Source organism: Paenarthrobacter sp. NPDC090520 (genome assembly GCF_044769205.1).
Lineage (GTDB): Bacteria > Actinomycetota > Actinomycetes > Actinomycetales > Micrococcaceae > Arthrobacter.
In genome coordinates, this window is sequence record NZ_JBIVXM010000002.1 from 290318 (window position 1) to 312904 (window position 22587).

The following is a 22587-nucleotide window of genomic DNA, read 5'->3' on the forward strand; positions in this document are numbered from 1 at the left end:
AAGCGCTACGTCCGTCAACACGCAAGGCACAGATGCCTCGCCGGGCCTAGCGGGCCGCCACATCATGCCTTTGAGCGCATTTGGCTGGCCGGAGAGACTTACATCGCTTTCCCGTACCCTGCGAAAGGCCTTCTTTAATGGAGCTCCCTATCTGGTTCGAAGTCGGCTCGTTTGTCGTCCTCGGAATCATCCTGCTGATCGACCTTCTTTTGGTGGTCAAGCGTCCCCATGAACCCTCAATGAAGGAAGCCGGCCTGTGGGTCGCCTTCTATGTTGCTTTGGCGTTGGTTTTTGCCGGCGCGATGTTCTACTTCACGGGTGCCGAATACGGCAGCCAATTCGTCGCAGGTTGGGTCACCGAGTACAGCCTCAGCATCGACAACCTCTTTGTGTTCATCATCATCATGGCCCGCTTCTCGGTGCCCAGGAAGTACCAGCAGGAAGTGCTGATGGTGGGCATCATCATCGCGCTGGTCCTGCGCGGTATCTTCATTGCCCTGGGCGCCGTGGTGATCGAACAGTTCAGCTGGATCTTCTACATCTTCGGTGCCTTCCTCCTGTGGACAGCATGGAAGCAGGCCACTGATTCCGGTGAACACGAAGAAGACGTTGAAAACCCCCTGATTGCCCGTATCCGCAAGGTGCTGCCCATGTCGGAGAAGTTCGACGGCGGCAAGATCCGCACCACGGTCAACGGCAAAAAAGTGTTCACCCCCATGCTGATCGTCTTCATCACCATCGGCATGACGGACCTCCTGTTCGCGGTGGACTCCATCCCGGCGATCTTCGGCCTGACGCAAAGCGCCTTCATCGTGTTCACGGCCAACATCTTCGCCCTGATGGGCCTGCGCCAGCTGTACTTCCTGCTCGGTGGCCTCATGACCCGTTTGGTTTACCTCAAGCACGCCTTGTCCGTCATCCTTGCGTTCATCGGCGTCAAGCTGGTCCTGCACGCCATGCATGTCAACGAACTTCCGTTCATCAACGGCGGCCACCACATCGAGTGGGCTCCTGAGATTCCCACCTTCGTCTCGTTGGGCGTCATCATCGGCACCATCGTGATCGCCGTCGTCGCCAGCTTGCTGAGCCCCGCCGCACGGCAGGCGCAGATCGATGCCCGCCTGGAAGAGGACGCCAAGAAGAGCATGAGCGAGGCGGAGTAACCGCACAGCAATCGTTGTAGTCTCGTGAGGTGACTACCACTTCATCTACGGCGCTGGACCCCCAACGGGTCCAGCGCCGTACTGTTTTCCTGCTCAGTTCCTCGCAGTTGCTCAGCGGCGTCGGAAACGGCGCCACCCTGTCCATCGGCTCCTTGCTGGCCGTGGATCTCTCGGGTTCCGAGGCGTGGGCGGGGTCGATTACCACCGTGCTCACCCTTGCCGCGGCTTTGACCGCACTGCCCTTGGCCAGGCTCGCCGAAGCCCGCGGACGCAGGGTAGGCCTCGTTACCGGGTTGGTTGCGGCCTTGGCGGGGGCCTTGCTCATGATGGCCTCGGTGGTGGCAGGATCGTTCTTGTTGCTTCTCCTGGGTGGCGCCTTCCTCGGGCTGGGCACCGCCGCAAACCTCCAGGCGCGGTTTGCCGCCGTCGACCTCGCCGAAGCCGAGCACCGCGGCAGGTCGCTGTCCACCGTGGTCTGGGCCATCACCATCGGGGCAGTTGCGGGCCCCAACCTCATCCAGCCGGGTGCGGTGGTGGGTTCTGCGCTCGGCTTGCCGCCGATCGCCGGGCCCTTTGTCTTCTCGGCCGTGGGACTCTTCCTGGCTGCGGTCCTCTTGTTCCTCGGGCTGCGGCCAGATCCCTTGCTGCTGGCCCGACGCCTCGCGTCCGAGGCTGCAGGAACAGCGAAGGCGCCCGTGCGGGGCAGTGTCCGTTCGGGGCTTGGCGCCATCCGATCCTCGCCGCGGGCGCTCCTTGCGCTGGCGGCTGTGGTGGCCGCGCATGGAGTCATGGTGGCCGTCATGTCCATGACTCCCCTCCACCTCCAACAACTGGTGGGCGGTGCGCACGCTGAACATCACACCACAGACAGCACCGACGCACTGGTAGTGATTGGCGTGACCATTTCACTGCATATTGCCGGCATGTTCGCGCTCTCGCCGCTCTGGGGTTGGCTGACTGACAAGGCGGGCCGGCTTCCCACCATCGCCATGGGGCACGGCCTGATCCTGCTTGCTGTCCTGGTTGCGGGACTCGGCCATGCCCAGCCCTTCCTGGTAACTGTGGGTTTGATCCTCCTGGGCCTGGGGTGGTCGGCTGCGACCATCGCCGGATCAACCCTCCTTGCAGAAAGCGTGGCAGAGGGCCAGCGCGTCACGGTCCAGGGTGTGTCCGACACCCTCATGGGTGCTGCAGGCGCCGTGGGTGGCGCCACGTCGGGACTGGTCCTTGCGTGGCTTGGCTATCAAGGCCTCAACGTGGCCGGGGGCATCCTGGCCGCAGCGGTGCTTGCGCTGGTACTCACGTCTGCGGCGAGGTACAGGATCCGGCCAGCGGCCTAACGGGCGCCGCGGACCAGTCCGAAGAGCCTGCGGAAGATGCCTTCGCCGTCTTCTCCGATGCCATCATGGTGGAAGTCGCCGGTGACCCACGGCTGGAGGCCGCGTACCGCTGCCACGGTCTCCATGGAGAGTTCGTGGTCCACGTAGATGTCGTCCTTGTAGACGGCGGCGGCAACAGGGATGGTGTTGGTGGCCAGGCGATGCGGATCGTACAGCGGGGCCCAGTCCTCCTTGGCGGCCAACAGTTCGGCGACGTCACGGTAGGGGACCAAGGCCGGATCCTGGTCGAAGTACCAGGGATAGACCATCTCGCCCGTCAGCAGTGGTTCGGCTGCCGTGGGCTCGAACTCCGGGTACTCCTCCAAGACCCGCCAAGCTGCCCATTTGGTGGCCTCGCCCTGGCCGTAGATGGACTCGTGAAGCACCGCATACAGGGGATTGGCAGTCCGGCTGACCAGTGAACGTACCTGCTCCAGGAATGCCTCGGACAGCCGCGGCCCTGCTGCCGTCTCCACGAACGCGTCCTCCAGGAGGTAGTGAAGGGCGTCGACCCGGGTGTTGCCGCCCAGGAACGAGCCAACCATTTGGAAACGTTCCGGCGTCAGCCGCTCACCACTGGCGAGGTACTCGGGCGTCACCTCCAGATGCCGGGCAATGCGCGTGACCAGCCCGCGGTCCTCCGGGTACCAGGCGAAGTACTCCGCGTTGCGGGCGGCCACTCGGCGGAAGGTGGCCCGGTAAACCCGGTCAGCGGGACCCTGGATGGGTGCCAGGCCGCCGGTGATCATGACCTCGCGGAGACCCTCCGGCGCAAAGGACAGGTAAGTCAACGCACAGAAGCCGCCGAAGCTCTGCCCCAGCACGCTCCAGGGAGCCGAGCCAAGGGTCCGGCGGATGAACTCGGAATCGGCAACAATCGAATCCGCGCGGAAATGTGCCAGGTACTCTGCTTGCTCTGCTGCGTTTCCACGCGATGCCAAGGTGTGCTGCTCCACAGGGGTGGAAAGGCCCGTTCCGCGCTGGTCCAGCATGAGGATGCGGAAGTCCTTGGCCGCAGCTTTCATCCAGCCCGCCAAGGACGTGACCCGGTTGCCGCGACCACCGGGACCGCCCTGCAGGAAGAGAAGCCACGGGAGCCGCGCGGCTTCTTCGTCGCTGTACTCCGTGGAGGAGTACTCGCGGGCGAAGACCGTGATGGTCTCCCCGGTGGATTCGTTCGGAACGTGTCCCTCCTTGGTTCCCCAGGCTTCCACGAGTCCATGGTTGAGGGGAACGGTGAAGAAATGCTCCGCGGTCCGCAGCCCACGGAACTCGTGGCGTGCGCGGATCCAGTGCTGTTCAGCCACGTGCCAGCGCCTTCCCGTCGTTTGCGCCCGAGGTCCCGAATGCGGCCAGGGCATCACCCGTTAAACGGAAGGTGGACCATTCCTCCATGGGGAAGGCGCCCAGGTTCTTGTAGAACCTGATGGACGGCTCGTTCCAGTCCAGGACACTCCACTCCACCCGTGCGTATCCACGTTCGACGGCGGTCGCGGCCAGATACTGCAGCAGCGCCTTGCCGTGGCCCTCGCCACGGGCTTCAGGGATAACGTACAGGTCTTCGAGGTAAATGCCGTGGACGCCCTCCCACGTGGAGTAGTTCAGGAACCACAGTGCGAATCCCTGGACCTCGCCAGCGGCGTTTTCGGCCATGGTGGCATAGACCCTCGGGTTCTCCCCGAACAGCACATCCTCCAGCATCTCCGGGGTGTTCTTGACGGCATCCGGTTCCTTCTCATAGATCGCCAGATCATGGATCATGCGCAGGATCGCGGGGACGTCGTCGACAGTTGCGGGGCGGATTAGACTCATGGTTCCGAGCTTACTAGGGGCGGCTGAGCCAAGCCGGTTCCGAGGAACCGTAGGTCACCGGCGCCGTTGAATACCCCAAGGGTGAGCCGTCCACCGTAAGGGGCGGTCCGACGAGCCGGAGGACACCGTGCGTGCTGTCCATCTGCCGGTAATCCGGCTCGGGCAGCGGGCTGTCCGTCCCCTCGCCGCCAGCCGGACCCAAGCGGAACAGCTCCTCTGCTGTCCTGGCCAAGGACATTCGGGCTACCCCTCCGCGACCGTTCGCTTGCCTTTCGGCCAGCAGGGCAAGGACGGCAGCGGCCAGGCCGTATCCCGTGGCGTGGTCCAAGGCCTGCACCGGCAGGGCACCCGGCCGCCACCCGCCGTCGTTCGTTGTTCCATAACCTGCGGCGATGCCGGAAGCTGCCTGGACCAGGCTGTCGAAGCCCCGCCGCTGCCCCCACGGTCCGGCACCCCAGGCGGACAGCGTGGCCACAATGACATCGCCGCGGTCCTGGGCCAATGCCTGGGCGTCGAGTCCGAAGGATTCCAGGGCGCCGGCACGGTACCCCAGGACCACCACGTCCGCTGTGGCCGCCAGGCCCCGTACACGCTCCAGGTCACCGGCATTGCCGAAGTCCGCCACGGCACTTCGCTTGTCGAAGCCTGAATCGATGAATGCGTCCGGCAATTCCGGGATCTGCGGAGGATCAATCCGCAGGACATCAGCGCCCAGCGCGCCCAGCAAGCGCGTTGCCGTGGGACCGGCGATGACACGGGTGAGATCCAGTACCCGCAGGCCCAACAAAGGGCGACCGGGGTCTGAGGAAGGGCGCCACTGCTTTCCGGCCGGCGCGGGTCCCGGGGCCGGATGCGTGTCGATCCATGGGAGGGATGCGACTGCGCCGTGGCCCGGTGCGTCGATCCATGCGGCGCGGCTCCGGACGGCCGCCGCCACTCCACCCCCGGCATTGATGAGCGCTTCGGCTTCCAACGCCGTCAAGTCCAGCAGGGCACCCGCAACCTGACCCTCTGCGGACAGGGACAATGCTTCCAGCAGCCGGGCCGCGTGGTGGGGATAGTTGGCGTGCAGCCTGATCCAGCCGTCCGAGGTCCGCCTGAAACCTGACAGGGACGCAAAACCCACCGCCGGCCGTCCATCGATGCGCAAGTGTCCCAGGGAATCGAAGGAGTGGGCGGTCCGGACCGCGGAAACCTGGTACCGCCGGCTCGCCGTCAGCGCATTCAACGCTGTAGCTGCGGCCTGGACGGAGCCGATCGCCAAACCTTCCACGTCCAGGGGGCCGTGCCACCAGCGTCGGGGACCGTCCCAGGCCGCCGCAGGAACCGGGCCAATGGCGCCCAGGTTCCGCAGGCTCTCCGACAAATCCGGGACGGTTTCCATGGAGCGATCCTTTACAAGCGGTCGACGGCGGTGACCCTCACCACCGCTGTGCCGGACTGGTCAGAGGCGGCAAGGTCCACTTCGGCGGAAATGCCCCAGTCGTGGTTGCCTGCCGGGTCGTCGAAGATTTGCCGGACACGCCATAGTCCGGGCTCCTCGGTGATGATCAGCAGTCCGGGTCCGCGGGCGTCCGGTCCCGTACCGATGTCATCGTGTTCGTCGAAGTAATCGTCCAGGACGTCTTCCCACTTGTCCGCTTCCCAGCCCGCGTCGGCGTCCAGTTCGCCCAGGGCAGCTGAATCCTCGTCGGCAAACAGCTCCACGCGCCGGAACATTTCGTTGCGGACCATGACGCGGAAGGCCCTTGGGTTCGAGGTCAGGGAGGGCGGCGGTGGCGGCGGGGCATCGTGCGGCGTCGGTGCCAGGCCGGAGGTGAGTTCCTCCCACTCGTCGAGCAGGCTCGAGTCCACTTGCCGCACCAGCTCGCCAAGCCATGCGATGAGGTCTTCCAGGTCTTCGCGCAACGAATCCTGGGGCACCGTCTGGCGCAACGCCCTGAAGCCGTCGGCGAGGTAGCGCAGCACAATGCCCTCGGAACGCGCCAGGCCATAAAACTGGACGAACTCGCCGAAGTTCATGGCCCGCTCGTACATGTCCCGGATGATGGATTTGGGCGCCAGTTCGAAGTCGCCCACCCACGGCGCGGCCTTGCGGTACACGTCGAAGGCCTCTCCCAGGATGTCCGCCAACGGCATGGGATAGGTGACCTCGTCGAGCATGGCCATGCGTTGGTCGTAGTCGATTCCATCGGCTTTCATGGCCGCCACGGCCTCGCCGCGAGCCTTCTTCTGCTGGGCAGAGAGGATTTGCCGGGGCTTCTCCAGCGTCGCTTCGATCACCGACACCACGTCCAGCGCGTACGCGGGCGACTCCGGATCGAGCAACTCCAGGGCAGCCAGGGCGAAGGGGGAGAGAGGCTGGTTGAGCGCAAAGTTCGCCTGCAAGTGGACAGTCAACCGGACCGAACGCCCTTCGGCTGCCTGCTCTTCCTCTGGAACCCGCTCCACCACACCGGCGGCCAGCAGTTCACGATAGATACCCAGGGCCTTTTTCATGAGCTTGAGCTGCGAAGCCCTGGTCTCATGGTTTTCGCTGAGCAGTCTGCGGGTGGCAAGGAAGGGATCGCCGGGCCGCTCCAGCAGGTTCAGCAGCATGGCATGCGTCACCGTGAAGCTGGAGGTCAAAGGCTCCGGAACGGATTCGACAAGCCGGTTGAACGTCGGTTCTCCCCAGGAGACGAATCCCTCCGGCGGCTTCTTCTTCACTACCTGGCGAAGCTTCTTCTGGTCATTGCCGAACTTTGCCGTGGCTTTGGCCATCGCCTTGGCGTTTTCCACCACGTGTTCAGGGGCCTGGACCACAACGGTTCCTGCGGTGTCGTACCCTGCCCGCCCCGCCCGTCCGGCAATCTGATGGAACTCACGAGGGTTCAGCACCCGGGTGCGGACGCCGTCGTACTTGCTCAAGGCGGTGAGCAGCACCGTCCGGATGGGCACGTTGATGCCAACGCCCAAAGTGTCGGTTCCGCAGATGACCTTGAGCAAGCCTGCCTGGGCCAACTGTTCCACCAGACGGCGATACTTTGGCAGCATGCCTGCGTGGTGGACGCCGATGCCGTGGCGGACCAGGCGGTTAAGGGTCTTGCCAAACCCGGCCGCGAAACGGAAGTTGGCGATCAGCTCGGCGATCCGGTCCTTTTCATCCCGGCTGCACATGTTGATGCTCATGAGGTTCTGCGCGCGCTCAATCGCTTCGGCCTGGCTGAAGTGGACCACGTACACAGGCACCTGCTTGGTGGACAGCAGTTCCTCGAGGGTCTCGTGGACAGGCGTCTGGTGGTAGTAGTAGTGCAGCGGAATGGGGCGTTCCGCGGAACTGACCGTTGTGGTGGTCCGGCCGGTGAGCTGGGTCAGTCCTTCTTCGAATCGGGTCACATCGCCCAATGTGGCCGACATGAGCAGGAATTGCGCCTGCGGCAACTCCAGGAGTGGTACTTGCCAGGCCCAGCCACGCTGCGGGTCGGCATAGAAGTGGAACTCGTCCATAATCACGGCGCCGACCTCTGCGGCCGCGCCTTCGCGCAGTGCCGTGTTCGCGAGGATTTCAGCGGTGCAGCAGATGATGGGTGCGTCCTGGTTGACGCCGGAGTCACCCGTGATCATGCCGACATTTTCGGCGCCGAAGATCTCGCACAAGGCAAAAAACTTCTCGGACACCAGGGCCTTGATGGGTGCCGTGTAGTAACTGCGCCGGCCACGCGCCATCGCTTCGAAGTGCGCCGCGATGGCCACCATGGACTTGCCGGAACCAGTGGGCGTGGCCAGGATGACGTTGGCTCCCGAAGCAAGTTCCATGACGGCCTCGTCCTGTGCGGGGTACAGCTGCAGGCCGCGGCTCTCTGTCCACTCAACAAAGCGGCTGTAAATGTCGTCCGGACCCAGGGGATTGGAGGCGGTTGAACCGGAAAGCTGCTCAAGAAGTTTCATTGGTTTCCAGCTTAGTGCCCGCAACCACTAGGCTCGCTCCTGCAGGGGTGCCCGTGGCAAGGAGGCTTTAATGAAATGGGATCCGTCCAAGTACGTCGAGTTCGGCAACCATCGCGACCGGCCCTTCCATGACCTCGTAGCGCGGGTACAGGCCGTCGACCCCCGCGAGGTGGTGGACCTGGGTTGTGGTCCCGGCAACCTCACCGCAACCCTTGCCGAACGCTGGCCGCACGCGCGCGTCACGGGTATTGATTCCTCCACGGAAATGCTGTCCAAGGCGTCGGCCCTGGGCGGGCGGGAGCCCCGGCTGGACTTTGCCGAGGGCGACATTGCAACGTGGCAGCCTGGACCGGACACGGACGTCGTGGTGACCAACGCCGCCCTGCAGTGGGTCGCCGGACACCAAGAGATGCTCAGCGGCTGGCTTCGGGCCTTGAAACCCGGCGCGTGGTTCGCCCTGCAGGTTCCCGGCAACTTCACCTCACCGTCGCATGCGCTGATGCGGGAACTCGCCGAGTCGTCCACCTGGTCTTCCCGCCTGGGTGGCGTGCTGCGCCACGAGGGCGCCGTGGGCAGCCCCGCGGACTACCTGAACATCATGCTCGACGCCGGTTGCTCGGCTGACGCGTGGGAGACCACCTACCAGCAGCTCCTGCCGGGCAAGGACCCGGTCCTTGAATGGGTCAGGGGAACCGGGCTGCGGCCGGTCCTTGCGGCCTTGCCTCCCGGGGAAGTTGCAGAGTTTGAACGCCAATACTCTGCCTTGCTTAGGGACGCCTATCCGGAATCCGTGCACGGAACCGTCTTCCCGTTCCGCCGGATCTTCGCCGTGGCCCGCAGGAACCCGTGAGGCAGGACAACGCCGCGCGGAATTTCACAGCCAACAGTGCCTTGTCCCGGCAGTGCGTCGCTGGTCTAATTCTCGGCATGGACCAAGGAAGCTTCGTTGAGCCGGACACGGCGTTGTCGTTGTCATCCGGTCGGTGTCCGGCATGATTTCCCCCACTGACTTCCCCGGGACGTGGCGCCCCAACACCAGCAGCGGTGTTGCCTTGTTCGAACAATTGAGGCTCCGGATCATTGAACTCGCCGACTCGGGGGTCCTTGCCGTAGGAGCCAAACTTCCGCCCGTCCGCAACCTGGCCGGCGTCCTGGATGTAGCCCCGCACACGGTTGCCCGCGCCTATAAGGAGTTGGAGGCTGCCGGAGTGGTGGCCACCAGGGGGCGCAATGGGACCGTGGTGTGCGCACGCGATGACCGGTGGGGTGCGTTGGCGGAAGGAGCGGCCCAGTATGCAGCGGCGGCCAAGGCGCAGGGGGCATCGTTCGCCGAGGCGGTACAGCTTCTGGCGGCCGCATATGACGCCGACTGATACCGATCGGTAGGGTGTGAGGAACCACATGGAAATTCGAAGACGTTTTCGACTAGCATTGTGGGGTGCCCAAAGCCTTAGCTGAAGATACAGCCGTCCATGCCCTGAACCGTGTTTCGGTCGCGCCCGACGCCAAACCCGTGCGCCCGGACCTGTCCCGTTTGGTGGTCAAGGGAGCCCGCGAACACAACCTGCGCAACGTTGACCTGGACCTCCCCAGGGATGCCATGATCGTCTTTACCGGGCTTTCCGGTTCAGGCAAGTCGTCCCTGGCTTTCGATACCATCTTCGCCGAGGGGCAGCGTCGCTACGTTGAGTCCCTGTCCGCCTATGCGCGGCAATTCCTGGGACAAGTGGACAAGCCGGACGTCGATTTCATTGAGGGCCTTTCTCCGGCTGTCTCCATCGACCAAAAGTCCACCAGCAAGAATCCCCGTTCCACGGTGGGCACCATCACGGAGATCTACGACTACATGCGCCTGCTGTGGGCGCGCGTCGGCAGGCCGCACTGTCCTGTGTGTGGGGAACCGATTGCGCGCCAGACCCCGCAGCAGATCGTGGACCAGTTGCTTGAGCTGGACAAGGGAACCCGTTTCCAGGTGCTGGCGCCGGTTGTGCGTGGCCGCAAGGGCGAGTTCGTGGACCTCTTCAAGGAGCTCACGGCCAAGGGCTACTCGCGTGCACGCGTGGATGGTGAACTGGTCCAGCTCAGCGAGGCTCCCAAGCTGGGCAAGCAGTTCAAGCACACCATCGAAGTGGTGGTGGACCGCCTGGTGGTCAAGGAGGACATCGGCCAGCGCCTGACGGATTCCGTGGAAACCGCCCTCGGCCTGGCCGAAGGACGTGTGCTGGTGGAATTCGTGGACCTCGATGCCGCGGACCCTGCCCGCATCCGGGCTTTCTCGGAAAACCTCGCCTGCCCCAACGAGCACCCCCTGGCCATCGACGAGATCGAACCCCGTTCGTTCTCCTTCAACAATCCCTTTGGCGCCTGCTCTGCCTGCAGCGGCATCGGCACCAAGCTTGAGGTGGACGAGGAACTGATCGTCCCCAATCCGGAGCTTTCCCTGGCCGAGGGCGCCATTGCGCCATGGTCCCTGGGCACCGCAACCACGGAATACTGGAACCGCCTGCTCGAAGGCCTTGCCTTGGAACTCGGCTTCTCCATGGATACTTCCTGGGAGCGCTTGCCGAAGGATGTCCGGAACACCGTGCTGCACGGCAAGGACCACAAGGTTGTTGTGCAGTACCGCAACCGCTTTGGCCGGGAGCGCAAGTACAGCACCGGTTTTGAAGGCGCCATCCAGTACGTCCACCGCAAGCACGGTGAAACGGATTCGGACTGGGCCCGTGACCGCTACGAAGAGTACATGCGGCAGGTTCCCTGCCCCGAGTGCAACGGTGCGCGCCTCAACCCGGCGTCGCTTTCAGTCCTCATCAACGGCAAGTCCATCGCTGAAGTCGCGGCCTTGCCCATGCGGGAGTGCGCTGCATTCCTCGGCAGTTTGACGCTGACGGACCGTGAGGCCCAGATTGCCCACCAGGTGCTGAAGGAAATCCAGGCCCGCCTGACCTTCCTCCTGGATGTCGGGCTGGAATACCTGAACCTTGAGCGCCCCTCCGGGACCCTGTCCGGCGGCGAGGCCCAGCGCATCCGACTGGCCACGCAGATCGGTTCCGGCTTGGTGGGAGTGCTGTATGTCCTGGACGAGCCGTCCATTGGCCTGCACCAGCGGGACAACCGCCGCCTCATCGAAACCCTGACCCGCCTCCGGGATCTCGGCAACACGCTCATCGTTGTTGAACATGACGAAGACACCATCCACGAGGCCGACTGGGTGGTGGACATTGGACCCGGCGCCGGTGAGCACGGTGGCCAGGTAGTCCACTCCGGGACGTACAAGGAACTCCTTGCCAACGAGGAGTCCCTGACCGGCGACTATCTCTCCGGCCGCCGGAAGATCGATGTCCCGGCCAAGCGTCGAAAATACGACAAAAAGCGTGAACTGAAGGTTGTGGGTGCACGCGAGAACAACCTCAACAACGTTGATGCCACGTTCCCCTTGGGCCTGTTCACCGCCGTGACCGGCGTGAGCGGTTCGGGCAAGTCAACGCTCGTCAACGAGATCCTGTACAAGGTCCTGGCGAACAAGCTCAACGGCGCCAAGCAGGTGGCGGGTCGTCACCGTACCGTCAACGGGCTGGAACACCTGGACAAGGTGGTGCACGTGGATCAGAGCCCGATTGGCCGGACGCCGCGCTCCAACCCGGCAACGTACACGGGCGTTTTCGACAACATCCGGAAGCTGTTCGCCGAGACCACCGAAGCCAAGGTCCGTGGGTACCTGCCGGGTCGTTTCTCCTTCAACGTGAAGGGCGGCCGCTGCGAGGCCTGCTCGGGCGATGGAACGCTGAAGATCGAGATGAACTTCCTGCCGGACGTCTACGTCCCATGCGAGGTGTGCCACGGCGCGCGCTACAACCGGGAAACCCTGGAGGTCCACTACAAGGGCAAGACCATCGCGGACGTCCTCAACATGCCCATCGAGGAGGCCGCAGAGTTCTTCGCTGCGTTCACGCCGATCGCCCGCCACCTGAATACCCTGGTGGACGTGGGCCTGGGCTATGTGCGCCTCGGCCAACCGGCCACAACGCTTTCCGGTGGCGAGGCGCAGCGCGTGAAGCTGGCAGCGGAGTTGCAGAAACGCTCCAACGGCCGCAGCATCTACGTGCTGGACGAACCCACGACGGGCCTGCACTTTGAGGACATCCGAAAGCTCCTGATGGTCCTCCAAGGCCTGGTGGACAAGGGCAATACGGTGATCACCATCGAGCACAACCTGGATGTCATCAAGTCCGCTGACTGGATTGTGGATCTGGGACCCAACGGAGGTTCCGGCGGCGGCCGGATCGTGGCTTCGGGGACCCCGGAACAGGTGGCAAAGTCCACGGAGAGCCACACAGCAAAGTTCCTGGCCGAGATTCTGGGTTAGCCACTCCCCGCCACGGAAGAAGTATTCCGGTAGCGGCATGCGAGTTTCGGGCATGCCGCTACGTGTGGGAAACTAACCCGGTGACTCAAACAAAGGTGCCCGTAATATTCGATCTGGACGGCACCCTTGTCGATCCAGCCGGCGGTATCACGGGGGGCATTTCCGCGGCACTGCGTGAAATGGGCCTCCCGGTCCCGGAGCAGGCCGTGCTGAATTCCATGGTGGGGCCCAAGCTGAGCGATTCGTTGCTCCACTTGGCAAATGTTCCGCCGGAAATGGTCGATGAAACCATCGAGCGGTACCGCAGGCACTACCGGGAGTCCGGCATTGCGCAAAGCACGCTGTACCCGGGAATCTTTGATCTCCTTGAATTCTTCACGGAATCGGGCCGTGCAGTAGCAGTGGCAACGCAGAAACCGCAGGGCATTGCCCGGATGGTCTTGGAGCACCACGGAATTTCCGATTTCTTTGTGGCCATTTGTGGTGCCTCCGATGACGAATCCCTGGGCGCGAACACCGCCCCAGGCAAGGTTGAAATTGTTGGAGCGGCCTTGGCACAACTCCACTCCCAGCCTGCCGTGATGGTGGGGGACCGGCACCAGGACGTGGCCGGTGCCATGGCCAATGGGCTCGACTGCATTGGCGTGCGCTGGGGGTTCGCGCCCGAGGGTGAGCTGGAAGAAGCCGGTGCAGTTGCGGTTGTGGAGGACACAGCCGGGCTGCGGAGCAAAATCGAAGAACTTGATGCTGTCCGTGCGGCGGCCCTGAGCGAGGTACATAACGATGGCAGTCTTTGATGCGATCCGGTGGACCACGCGTGGTTTGATTTCCACCACGTGCCGCCCCACGGTGATCGGCCTCGAGAACGTGCCCAAGGAAGGCCCGTTCATTGTTGCGCCCAACCACCTTTCCTTCCTGGACAGTGTCATTGTCCAGGCACTCATGCCGCGACCCGTGGCGTTCTTCGCCAAGGCTGAGTACTTCACCACCAAGGGCGTCAAGGGTGCAGTGATGAAGTCCTTTTTCGAAGCCGTGGGTTCCATTCCCGTGGAGCGGGGCGAGCAGGCTGCGAGCGTGCAGGCACTCAAGACACTGCTGGACATCCTTGAAGCGGGCAAGGGCATCGGCATCTATCCGGAAGGTACCCGGTCCCGGGACGGCATCCTCTACCGCGGCAGGACAGGCGTTGGCTGGCTTGCCCTGACCACTGGTGCGCCGGTCATTCCCGTCGGCTTGATCGGGACGGAAAAGCTGCAACCGGCGGACAAGAACGCCGTCCGGCCCCAGCACTTCACCATGAAGGTCGGCGAGCCGCTGTATTTCGACAAGACCGGCCCTGACCATTCTTTGCCTGCACGGCGTGAAGTGACGGATCGGATCATGGACGCCATTGCTGAACTCAGTGGCCAGGAACGCTCCACCAGCTACAACCAGAGCAAGGTTGTGGAGTAGCCGCGCAGCACGTTTGGCATTTGGTGTCAGTGCCGTTCACTAGACTTGAACCGTGGCACATCCAGCAAGTTACCGCCCCCAAACGGGCGAAATTCCCACCACCCCGGGCGTCTACCGGTTCCGCGACCCGCACGGCCGTGTGATCTACGTAGGCAAGGCAAAGAACCTTCGCTCCAGGCTCAACTCCTATTTCGCCAATCCGGCGGGCCTGCTACCCAAGACGCATGCCATGGTGCATGCCGCGAGCAGCGTCGAGTGGACCGTGGTGGGCAGCGAGCTGGAGTCCCTCCAGTTGGAGTACACCTGGATCAAGGAGTTCAAGCCGCGCTTCAACGTGGTCTTCCGGGACGACAAGACCTATCCCTACCTGGCCGTCACCATGGGGGAGAAGTATCCGCGTGTCCAGGTGATGCGGGGTGAGCGCCGCAAGGGAACGCGCTACTTTGGTCCCTACACCGCCGGGGCCATCCGTGAAACCATGGACACCCTCCTTCGCGTCTTTCCCGTGCGCAGCTGCAGCGCGGGTGTCTTCAAGCGTGCCGAAGCCAGCGGGCGGCCCTGCCTGTTGGGCTACATCGACAAATGCTCCGCGCCCTGCGTGGGCCGGGTGACCCCGGATGAACACCGTGCCCTGGCGGAGGATTTCTGCTCGTTCATGGGCGGCGAGGCCAAGCGCTTCATCAGCAGGCTGGAAAAGGACATGGCCGCGGCCGTCGCGGAACTCGACTACGAGCGGGCGGCGGGACTCCGGGATGACATCATCGCGCTGCGCAAGGTGTTCGAACGGAACGCCGTAGTCCTTGCCGAGGATACGGATGCCGATGTCTTCGCCCTGCACGACGACGAGCTGGAAGCGTCCGTGCAGGTCTTCCATGTGCGTGGTGGCCGTGTCCGGGGCCAGCGCGGCTGGGTAGTGGAGAAAGTGGAAGATGCCACCACCCCGGAGCTCATCGAACACCTGCTCCAGCAGGTCTACGGGGAGGACAGCGAGGTACAGGGCCGCATTCCCCGCGAGGTCCTGGTCCCTGAGAATCCGAGCAACCATGCCGAGCTTGCCGAATGGCTCGGGGGATTGCGCGGCGCCAAGGTGGACATCCGGGTTCCGCAGCGCGGCGACAAGGCAGCGCTCATGTCCACGGTCAGGGAGAACGCCGAGCAGGCGCTCAAGCTTCACAAGACGCGCCGGGCGGGAGACATCACGGTGCGGTCCCTGGCCCTCCAGGAACTGCAGGAAGCCCTGGAATTGCCGGTGCCGCTGCTCCGCATCGAGTGCTTCGATATCTCGCATGTGCAGGGCACCAACGTGGTGGCCTCCATGGTGGTGGTGGAGGATGGGCTGCCCAAGAAGTCCGATTACCGGAAGTTCTCCATCACGGGACCGGCGGCCGCGGACGATACCGCCGCGATGCACGACGTCCTGACCCGCCGGTTCAGGCACTACCTGAACGACAAAGCCGCCCAGGTCCCGGTTTCAGGCGAAATCGTCAATCCGACGCAAGCTGCGGCAACAGCCGGAACGGAGCAGCCGCCGTCGGACCCCACGCTGCCGGCGCCCAAGGCGAAGTTCGCCTACCCGCCCAACCTGGTGGTGGTGGATGGCGGCCAGCCGCAGGTCAACGCGGCAGCCCGTGCCCTGGCGGAACTGGGGATCGACGACGTCTACGTCGTGGGCCTGGCCAAACGCCTCGAAGAAGTGTGGCTCCCGGACAGCGACTTCCCGGTGATCCTTCCCCGGACGTCCCAGGGGCTGTACCTCCTGCAGCGGATCCGCGACGAAGCCCACCGCTTTGCCATCACGTTCCACCGGCAAAAACGTGGGAAGGCCATGACGGTTTCGGCCCTCGACGGCGTGCCGGGACTGGGCGAAGCGAAGCGCAAGGCACTGATTGCCCATTTCGGTTCGCTGAAGAAGATCAAAGCGGCCAGCGTCGGGGAACTCACCATGGCCAAGGGGATCGGGCCTGCCCTCGCAGCCGCCGTGGTCCAGCATCTCGGCTCGGGAGAAAACGCAGGTGGGACGGGCCCTGCCATCAACATGACCACCGGCGAAATCCTTGAATCTTAGCTAGGGTAAGAACTTGACCGGTGGCAGCCTTCGCGACGCCACCGGTCCATGGTGCTTCCCTCCGGCAGCACCATGGGCCACATACGACTTCCGAGGAAACGGGGACGACTGATGGACGAGTCAACGGCAGGATCCGGCACGGAGCAGGACGGCATGACGCCCGTCAAGCCACCGGAGGCGGAACTGCTGGTGGTCACCGGCATGTCCGGTGCTGGCCGCAGCACGGCGTCCGATGCCCTCGAGGACCACGGGTGGTACGTGGTGGACAACCTGCCGCCCCAGATGCTGGGTACATTGGCAGAGATTGTGTCCCATGCCCCTAAATCGATTCCCAAGCTGGCCGTCGTCGTGGATGTCCGCAGCAAGGACCTCTTCACGGACATCCAGACGGCGCTGGGCGCCCTGAGTGCCACGGGCATCACTTTCCGCGTTCTGTTCCTCGACGCCAGCGACGACGTCCTGGTGCGCCGCTTCGAACAGGGCCGCAGGCCGCACCCCCTGCAGGGCGGGGGACGCATCCTCGACGGCATCGGCATTGAACGCGAGGTCCTCCGGGAACTCCGCGAGCACGCGGACGTCGTCCTGGACACCACCGATTACAACGTCCACGGCCTCGCTACCGCCATTACGGAACTGTTCAGCGACACCGGGCCCGTGACGTTGCGGCTCAACGTCATGAGCTTCGGCTTCAAGTACGGACTACCCGTGGACGCGAACTTCGTGGCTGATGCCCGCTTCATTCCGAATCCGCACTGGGTCCCGCAGTTGCGCCCCCACACCGGCCTGGACCAGGACGTCAGCGACTACGTCCTGGCCGCCAACGGCGTGCACGAATTCGTGGATCGCTACGTCAGCGCCCTGGAACCCGTCCTGGACGGCTATCGCCAGGAGAACAAGCACTACGCCACCTTGGCTGTTGGCTGCACGGGCGGAAAGCACCGTTCGGTGGCTGTCGCCGTCGAGCTTTCCAAGAGGCTGGCGCAGTACCCGCGGGTCACCGTCACCACCACCCACCGCGACCTGGGCCGCGAGTAATGGGCGTCCTGACCGGCCCGCTGCCCCTGATCCCGCCGAAGGGCGTTCCCGGCAGCCAGCAGCACAAGAGTCCATCCGTGGTCGCCTTGGGTGGAGGCCATGGATTGGCTGCGTCCCTGTCCGCCTTGCGTCTGCTGACCTCCGAACTGACGGCGATCGTCACGGTAGCGGACGACGGCGGTTCTTCCGGGCGTCTCAGGGACGAGTACGGTGTCCTCCCGCCCGGTGATTTGCGAATGGCGCTGAGCGCCCTGTGTGACGATACGGACTGGGGCAGGACGTGGCGTGATGTCATGCAGCACCGCTTCGACGCCGGCACGGCGAAGGGTGGCTCGCTGGACAACCATGCCATGGGCAACCTCCTTATTGTCACGCTCTGGGAGTTGCTGGGGGACACGGTGGCCGGCCTCAAATGGGCGGGGGCCCTTTTGGGGGCCCGCGGCCAGGTCCTTCCCATGTCCAGCGTTCCCCTGACCATCGAAGGCCAGGCCCGGGTGGACTTGCCCGGAGGCGGACACGAACTGCGGACCGTCAGCGGACAGGCCAGATGCGCTGTTGCCGGGAAGCTTGAGGACGTCCAACTCCTCCCGGGAGATGCTCCAGCCTGCACGGAGGCCCTGACCGCCATCGAACTTGCCGATTGGGTGATCCTTGGGCCGGGTTCCTGGTACACCTCCGTGCTTCCGCATCTTTTGTTGCCGGAACTGCGGCAGGCCCTGGGCGAAACCACAGCCAAGCGCTGCCTGACCATGAACCTGGACATGGAGACAAAGGAGACGTCGGGCATGACCGCGGCGGACCACCTCGACGTCCTGCGCCGCTATGCCCCCGAGTTCAGCGTGGACGTGGTCCTTGCCGACCCCACGGCAATCCCGGACCTCAAGGCTTTCGAGAAGGCCGCGGGGATGATCGGCGCGGAAGTCGTGTTGGGTAGAGTAGGGGCGTCGAGGCGCCGCCCCGTCCATGATCCCCTGCTCTTGGCAGCGGCATACCACGATATTTTCGGGAACAGTTAGGAACACATACGCGATGGCACTTACCGCGTCGGTCAAGGACGAACTGTCCCGGCTGGACATCAAGAAGTCCTCAGTCCGCAAGGCCGAAGTTTCAGCGATGCTTCGCTTCGCCGGGGGCTTGCACATTATTTCCGGGCGGATCGTCATCGAGGCAGAGGTGGACCTGGCATCCACCGCCAGGCGGCTCCGGGCGGCCATTGCGGAGGTCTACGGCCACCAGAGCGAAATCATTGTCGTGTCCGGCGGCGGCCTCCGGCGGGGGAGCCGTTATGTGGTCCGGGTAGTCCGTGACGGCGAGGCCCTGGCCCGGCAGACCGGCTTGCTCGACGGTCGCGGCAGGCCCGTCAGGGGATTGCCTTCCGTAGTGGTGAACGGTTCTGCGGCCGATGCCGAGGCCGTCTGGCGTGGCGCGTTCCTTGCCCACGGTTCCCTCACCGAACCCGGCCGGTCATCGTCGCTCGAAGTCACCTGTCCCGGCCCCGAGTCGGCGCTGGCTTTGGTCGGCGCCGCCCGGCGCTTGGGCATCCAGGCCAAGGCGCGAGAAGTACGCGGCGTGGACCGGGTGGTCATCCGGGACGGCGACACCATCGCGGCCCTCCTCACACGGATGGGCGCGCATGATGCCCTGATGGTCTGGGAAGAGCGGCGCATGCGCAAGGAAGTACGGGCAACCGCCAACCGGCTCGCGAATTTCGACGACGCCAACCTGCGCCGCTCGGCCCAGGCCGCCGTGGCTGCGGGTGCCAGGGTGGACCGCGCCTTGGAGATCCTGGGCGACGACGTGCCGGACCACCTCAAATATGCGGGGGAATTACGCGTTGCGCATAAACAAGCCAGCCTGGACGAACTCGGCCGGTTGGCAGATCCGCCCATGACCAAGGACGCCATTGCCGGGCGTATCCGCCGTTTGCTGGCCATGGCAGACAAACGCGCGTTGGATTTGGGAATTCCGGGTACGGAAGCAAATGTGACTCCGGAAATGATGGACGAGTAGTCCACGCCCCTAGAATCAAAAGTGCGCGGAAGGAAATACTGTGAAGCCCCCACGGGTTGACCCCCTTTGGAGGCAATCGCAGGCTTCTTCGCCAAGGATTTCCGGCCGCCCAGCCGGTCGGATGAACACAACGAGAGTTACCAAACCGGACTTCGGTCCATGACATTGGAGGATTTCGTGACAGAGTACGTTCTGCCCGAGCTCGGCTACGACTACGCAGCACTCGAGCCGCACATTTCGGCAAAGATCATGGAGCTGCACCACAGCAAGCACCACGCTGCCTACGTTGCGGGCGCCAACAATGCGCTGGCGCAGTTGGCCGAAGCCCGTGACAAGGGCGACTACGCCAACATCAACCGCCTCTCCAAGGACCTCGCGTTCCACACCGGTGGCCACATCAACCACTCCGTCTTCTGGAACAACATCTCCCCGGACGGCGGCGACAAGCCCGAAGGCGAACTCGCAGCAGCCATCGACGACGCCTTCGGCTCGTTCGATGCCTTCCGCGCACAGTTCACCGCAGCTGCCCTTGGCCTGCAGGGCTCCGGCTGGGCGTTCCTGGCCTACGAGCCCATCGCCGGCAACCTGCTCATCGAACAGCTCTACGACCAGCAGGGCAACGTCGCCGTGGGAACCACCCCGCTGCTCATGCTCGACATGTGGGAGCACGCCTTCTACCTGGACTACGTGAACGTCAAGGCCGACTACGTCAAGGCGTTCTGGAACATCGTGAACTGGGCCGACGTTGCCAAGCGCTTCGAAGCAGCCCGCGCCAACGCCACGGGCCTCATCGTCCTGTAGCTGGTGAGCCCTGGTTGACACTGGTGTAACAAAAGTCACTTTTTCAGTGAATTAGGGCCAAATGCTGAAATGCCTGCCCCCGCAGTTGCGGGGGCAGGCTCAGTTAAACGTAAGATGGGTCACGGAAGGCGGTTAGCCTTCAGCAACGTGGCTGGTCGCCCTCCGATCTGATAATCACCTCTGCCCAATGACGTGCGGGGTCTGTTGGTTGGACCTAAAAACCCAACTCACGAGGCGTGCTTGCAAGAGCACCAAGGAGATTGACAAACAGTGACCACCCGTATTGGTATCAACGGCTTCGGCCGCATTGGCCGCAACTACTTCCGCGCAGCGCTGGCCCAGGGCGCTGACCTTGAGATCGTAGCCGTCAACGACCTCACCAGCCCTGAGACCCTCGCCCACCTTCTGAAGTACGACTCCGTCGGTGGCCGCCTGACCCAGTCGGTGGAAGTTGTGGACGGCAACCTCGTCGTGGACGGCAAGTCCATCAAGGTCCTCGCAGAGCGCGACCCCGCCAACCTTCCGTGGGCAGACCTCGGCGTGGACATCGTCATCGAGTCCACCGGGTTCTTCACCAAGGCCGCAGCGGCGCAGAAGCACATCGACGCCGGTGCCAAGAAGGTCCTGATCTCCGCTCCTGCCAGCGACGAAGACATCACCATCGTCATGGGCGTCAACGACTCCCAGTACGACCCCGCAGCGCACAACATCATCTCCAACGCGTCCTGCACCACCAACTGCCTCGGCCCGCTGGCCAAGGTAGTCAACGACGCCTTCGGCATCGAGCGTGGCCTCATGACCACGGTCCACGCCTACACTGCCGACCAGAACCTCCAGGACGGCCCCCACGGCGACCTCCGCCGCGCGCGTGCAGCAGCCATCAACATGGTTCCCACGTCCACGGGTGCAGCCAAGGCAATCGGCCTGGTCCTCCCCGAGCTCAAGGGCAAGCTGGATGGTTACGCCATCCGCGTTCCCGTCCCCACCGGCTCGGCAACGGACCTCACGGTCACTGTTTCCCGCGAAGTCACTGTCGCTGAGGTCAACGCTGCCATCAAGGCTGCCGCCGAGTCCGAGCAGTGGGCAGGAATCCTGAGCTACACGGACGCCCCGATCGTCTCTTCGGACATCGTTGGTGACCCGGCATCCTCCATCTTCGACTCCGGCCTCACCAAGGTGATCGGCAACCAGGTCAAGGTTGTTTCCTGGTATGACAACGAATGGGGCTACTCCAACCGCCTCGTCGACCTCACGGAGCTCGTCGCATCCAAGCTGGGCTAGGGTAGACACATGACATCTCACACCCTCAACGAACTCATCGCTGAAGGTGTCCGCGGGCGGTACATTTTGGTCAGAAGTGACCTCAATGTGCCGCTCGACGGCTCTACAGTGACCGACGACGGCCGCATCAAGGCCTCCCTTCCGGTCCTCAAGAAGCTCTCGGACGCCGGTGCCCGTGTGCTCGTAACAGCCCACCTCGGACGACCCAAGGGGACTCCCGAGGAGAAGTACTCCTTGAAGCCCGCAGCAGCCCGCCTCGCGGAACTGGCAGACTTCAAGGTCACCCTGGCCGGGGACACCGTTGGCGAGTCCGCCAAGGCCCTTGCAGCCGGCCTCCAGGACGGCGAAGTGCTCGTCCTGGAGAACGTCCGCTTCGACGCCCGCGAAACCAGCAAGGACGACGCCGAGCGTGGCGCTTTTGCCGACGAACTGGTAGCGCTGACCGGAGACAACGGCGCGTTCGTGGATGACGCCTTCGGTGCTGTCCATCGTAAGCACGCGAGCGTTTACGACGTCGCTACCCGGCTGCCGTCGTACCTGGGCGACCTCGTCCACACCGAAGTCGAAGTCCTCCGGAAGCTCACCGCGGATACGCAGCGTCCCTACGTGGTGGTGCTCGGTGGATCCAAGGTCTCCGACAAGCTTGCGGTCATCGACAACCTTCTGGGCAAGGCCGACACCATCCTTGTGGGTGGCGGCATGCTGTTCACGTTCCTGGCTGCCGCAGGGCACAAGGTGGCAGGCAGCCTGCTTGAGGAAGACCAGATCCCCGTGGTCCAGGACTACCTCAAACGCGCAGCCAACGCCGGAACCTCCTTCGTCATCCCCACGGACGTCGTGGTGGCCAGCCGTTTCGCGGCCGATGCCGAGCATGAGGTCGTCAAGGCGGATGCCATCGAGGAAAGTTCCTTTGGAACGGCCGGCATCGGCCTGGACATCGGACCTGAATCCGCAAGTGCTTTTGCTGCCCAGATCGAGGGTGCAAAAACCGTCTTCTGGAATGGCCCCATGGGCGTGTTCGAGTTCGAGGCCTTCTCGGCCGGCACGCGTGCCATTGCCCAGGCCCTGACAGATACCGTGGCGTACACCGTCGTCGGTGGTGGTGACTCCGCCGCCGCCGTCCGAACCCTGGGTTTTGACGACGAGCAGTTTGGCCACATCTCAACCGGTGGCGGTGCCAGCCTCGAGTACCTCGAAGGCAAGGAACTTCCGGGACTCAGCGTCCTGGACCGCTAAATACAGTAACCGGCCGGCGGGACGCGCTTGCGTCCCGCCGCCCGCACAAAATAAAAC

At 64.0% G+C, this 22587-nt stretch carries 18 protein-coding genes; 14 read left to right on the forward strand and 4 right to left on the reverse strand.

The genetic code is table 11. The annotated features are described in order from the left end of the window. The first annotated feature begins 137 nt into the window (after positions 1–137). On the forward strand, positions 138–1163 hold the full coding sequence (locus ACIQTZ_RS03995) for a TerC family protein (RefSeq protein ID WP_400332266.1): 1026 nt from the start codon (positions 138–140) through the stop codon (positions 1161–1163). A gap of 29 nt (positions 1164–1192) precedes the next feature. Then, positions 1193–2503 (forward strand): MFS transporter, encoded by a 1311-nt coding sequence (locus tag ACIQTZ_RS04000; RefSeq protein ID WP_402977737.1) that lies wholly within the window; start codon positions 1193–1195, stop codon positions 2501–2503. Here ACIQTZ_RS04000 and ACIQTZ_RS04005 read toward each other — a convergent pair. Genes ACIQTZ_RS04005 through ACIQTZ_RS04020 form a run of 4 tightly spaced genes read right to left on the reverse strand, consistent with a single transcriptional unit; the run spans position 2500 to position 8284 of the window. Beyond that, entirely contained in the window at positions 2500–3849 is a 1350-nt protein-coding gene (locus ACIQTZ_RS04005) for an alpha/beta fold hydrolase (protein ID WP_402977740.1), read from the reverse strand. The genes ACIQTZ_RS04000 and ACIQTZ_RS04005 overlap by 4 nt on opposite strands. Beyond that, on the reverse strand, positions 3842–4354 hold the full coding sequence (locus tag ACIQTZ_RS04010) for a GNAT family N-acetyltransferase (RefSeq protein WP_402977743.1): 513 nt from the start codon (positions 4352–4354) through the stop codon (positions 3842–3844). The genes ACIQTZ_RS04005 and ACIQTZ_RS04010 overlap by 8 nt, the downstream gene beginning before the upstream one ends. A 13-nt stretch (positions 4355–4367) precedes the next feature. Beyond that, on the reverse strand, positions 4368–5738 hold the full coding sequence (locus ACIQTZ_RS04015; protein ID WP_402977746.1) for a CoA transferase: 1371 nt from the start codon (positions 5736–5738) through the stop codon (positions 4368–4370). Positions 5739–5749: 11 nt separating this feature from the next. Further along, positions 5750–8284, reverse strand: a complete 2535-nt coding sequence (locus tag ACIQTZ_RS04020; protein ID WP_402977749.1) for a DEAD/DEAH box helicase — start codon at positions 8282–8284, stop codon at positions 5750–5752. Between the two features lie 70 nt (positions 8285–8354). On the opposite strand from ACIQTZ_RS04020, the gene ACIQTZ_RS04025 reads away from it, so the two are divergent. The 12 genes from ACIQTZ_RS04025 to ACIQTZ_RS04080 all read left to right on the forward strand — a co-directional run bounded on the left by ACIQTZ_RS04025 (position 8355) and on the right by ACIQTZ_RS04080 (position 22530). Then, positions 8355–9134 (forward strand): trans-aconitate 2-methyltransferase, encoded by a 780-nt coding sequence (locus ACIQTZ_RS04025; protein WP_402977752.1) that lies wholly within the window; start codon positions 8355–8357, stop codon positions 9132–9134. A gap of 142 nt (positions 9135–9276) precedes the next feature. After that, entirely contained in the window at positions 9277–9657 is a 381-nt protein-coding gene (locus tag ACIQTZ_RS04030; protein WP_397321770.1) for a GntR family transcriptional regulator, read from the forward strand. A 65-nt stretch (positions 9658–9722) separates the two neighbouring features. After that, on the forward strand, positions 9723–12650 hold the full coding sequence (gene uvrA, locus ACIQTZ_RS04035) for an excinuclease ABC subunit UvrA (RefSeq protein WP_400332286.1): 2928 nt from the start codon (positions 9723–9725) through the stop codon (positions 12648–12650). Positions 12651–12730: 80 nt separating this feature from the next. After that, a complete protein-coding gene (locus ACIQTZ_RS04040; RefSeq protein WP_400332288.1) occupies positions 12731–13447 on the forward strand; it encodes an HAD hydrolase-like protein in 717 nt (238 codons plus the stop codon). Continuing rightward, a complete protein-coding gene (locus ACIQTZ_RS04045) occupies positions 13434–14102 on the forward strand; it encodes a lysophospholipid acyltransferase family protein (protein ID WP_400332291.1) in 669 nt (222 codons plus the stop codon). Before ACIQTZ_RS04040 ends, ACIQTZ_RS04045 begins: the two co-directional genes overlap by 14 nt. Before the next feature lie 52 nt (positions 14103–14154). Continuing rightward, complete coding sequence (uvrC, locus tag ACIQTZ_RS04050) at positions 14155–16167, forward strand: excinuclease ABC subunit UvrC (protein WP_402977756.1); 2013 nt, start codon at positions 14155–14157, stop codon at positions 16165–16167. A gap of 111 nt (positions 16168–16278) precedes the next feature. After that, positions 16279–17202 (forward strand): RNase adapter RapZ, encoded by a 924-nt coding sequence (gene rapZ / locus ACIQTZ_RS04055; RefSeq protein WP_397321774.1) that lies wholly within the window; start codon positions 16279–16281, stop codon positions 17200–17202. After that, the gene (yvcK, locus tag ACIQTZ_RS04060; RefSeq protein WP_400332298.1) at positions 17202–18218 is read left to right on the forward strand and encodes a uridine diphosphate-N-acetylglucosamine-binding protein YvcK; all 1017 of its coding nucleotides are present in this window, start codon (positions 17202–17204) and stop codon (positions 18216–18218) included. Before rapZ ends, yvcK begins: the two co-directional genes overlap by 1 nt. 13 nt (positions 18219–18231) lie before the next feature. Continuing rightward, positions 18232–19212 (forward strand): DNA-binding protein WhiA, encoded by a 981-nt coding sequence (whiA, locus tag ACIQTZ_RS04065; protein WP_018777554.1) that lies wholly within the window; start codon positions 18232–18234, stop codon positions 19210–19212. A 177-nt stretch (positions 19213–19389) separates the two neighbouring features. Beyond that, a complete protein-coding gene (locus ACIQTZ_RS04070; protein ID WP_400332301.1) occupies positions 19390–20013 on the forward strand; it encodes a superoxide dismutase in 624 nt (207 codons plus the stop codon). Positions 20014–20283: 270 nt separating this feature from the next. Then, positions 20284–21294 carry a type I glyceraldehyde-3-phosphate dehydrogenase gene (gene gap / locus ACIQTZ_RS04075; RefSeq protein WP_400269409.1) on the forward strand — a complete coding sequence of 337 codons (1011 nt, stop codon included), beginning with the start codon at positions 20284–20286 and terminating at the stop codon, positions 21292–21294. Positions 21295–21303: 9 nt separating this feature from the next. After that, positions 21304–22530, forward strand: coding sequence for a phosphoglycerate kinase (locus tag ACIQTZ_RS04080; protein ID WP_402977759.1), 1227 nt, complete (start codon positions 21304–21306; stop codon positions 22528–22530). The last annotated feature ends 57 nt before the right edge of the window (positions 22531–22587 follow it).

Bases quoted from the DNA above. Each gene is read 5' to 3' on its own strand.
- ACIQTZ_RS04015 (WP_402977746.1), bottom strand. From the start codon at position 5,738: ATGGAAACCGTCCCGGATTTGTCGGAGAGCCTGCGGAACCTGGGCGCC.
- ACIQTZ_RS04020 (WP_402977749.1), bottom strand. From the start codon at position 8,284: ATGAAACTTCTTGAGCAGCTTTCCGGTTCAACCGCCTCCAATCCCCTG.
- ACIQTZ_RS04010 (WP_402977743.1), bottom strand. From the start codon at position 4,354: ATGAGTCTAATCCGCCCCGCAACTGTCGACGACGTCCCCGCGATCCTG.
- yvcK (WP_400332298.1), top strand. From the start codon at position 17,202: ATGGGCGTCCTGACCGGCCCGCTGCCCCTGATCCCGCCGAAGGGCGTT.
- rapZ (WP_397321774.1), top strand. From the start codon at position 16,279: ATGGACGAGTCAACGGCAGGATCCGGCACGGAGCAGGACGGCATGACG.
- ACIQTZ_RS03995 (WP_400332266.1), top strand. From the start codon at position 138: ATGGAGCTCCCTATCTGGTTCGAAGTCGGCTCGTTTGTCGTCCTCGGA.
- ACIQTZ_RS04045 (WP_400332291.1), top strand. From the start codon at position 13,434: ATGGCAGTCTTTGATGCGATCCGGTGGACCACGCGTGGTTTGATTTCC.
- ACIQTZ_RS04025 (WP_402977752.1), top strand. From the start codon at position 8,355: ATGAAATGGGATCCGTCCAAGTACGTCGAGTTCGGCAACCATCGCGAC.
- ACIQTZ_RS04030 (WP_397321770.1), top strand. From the start codon at position 9,277: ATGATTTCCCCCACTGACTTCCCCGGGACGTGGCGCCCCAACACCAGC.
- whiA (WP_018777554.1), top strand. From the start codon at position 18,232: ATGGCACTTACCGCGTCGGTCAAGGACGAACTGTCCCGGCTGGACATC.
- ACIQTZ_RS04080 (WP_402977759.1), top strand. From the start codon at position 21,304: ATGACATCTCACACCCTCAACGAACTCATCGCTGAAGGTGTCCGCGGG.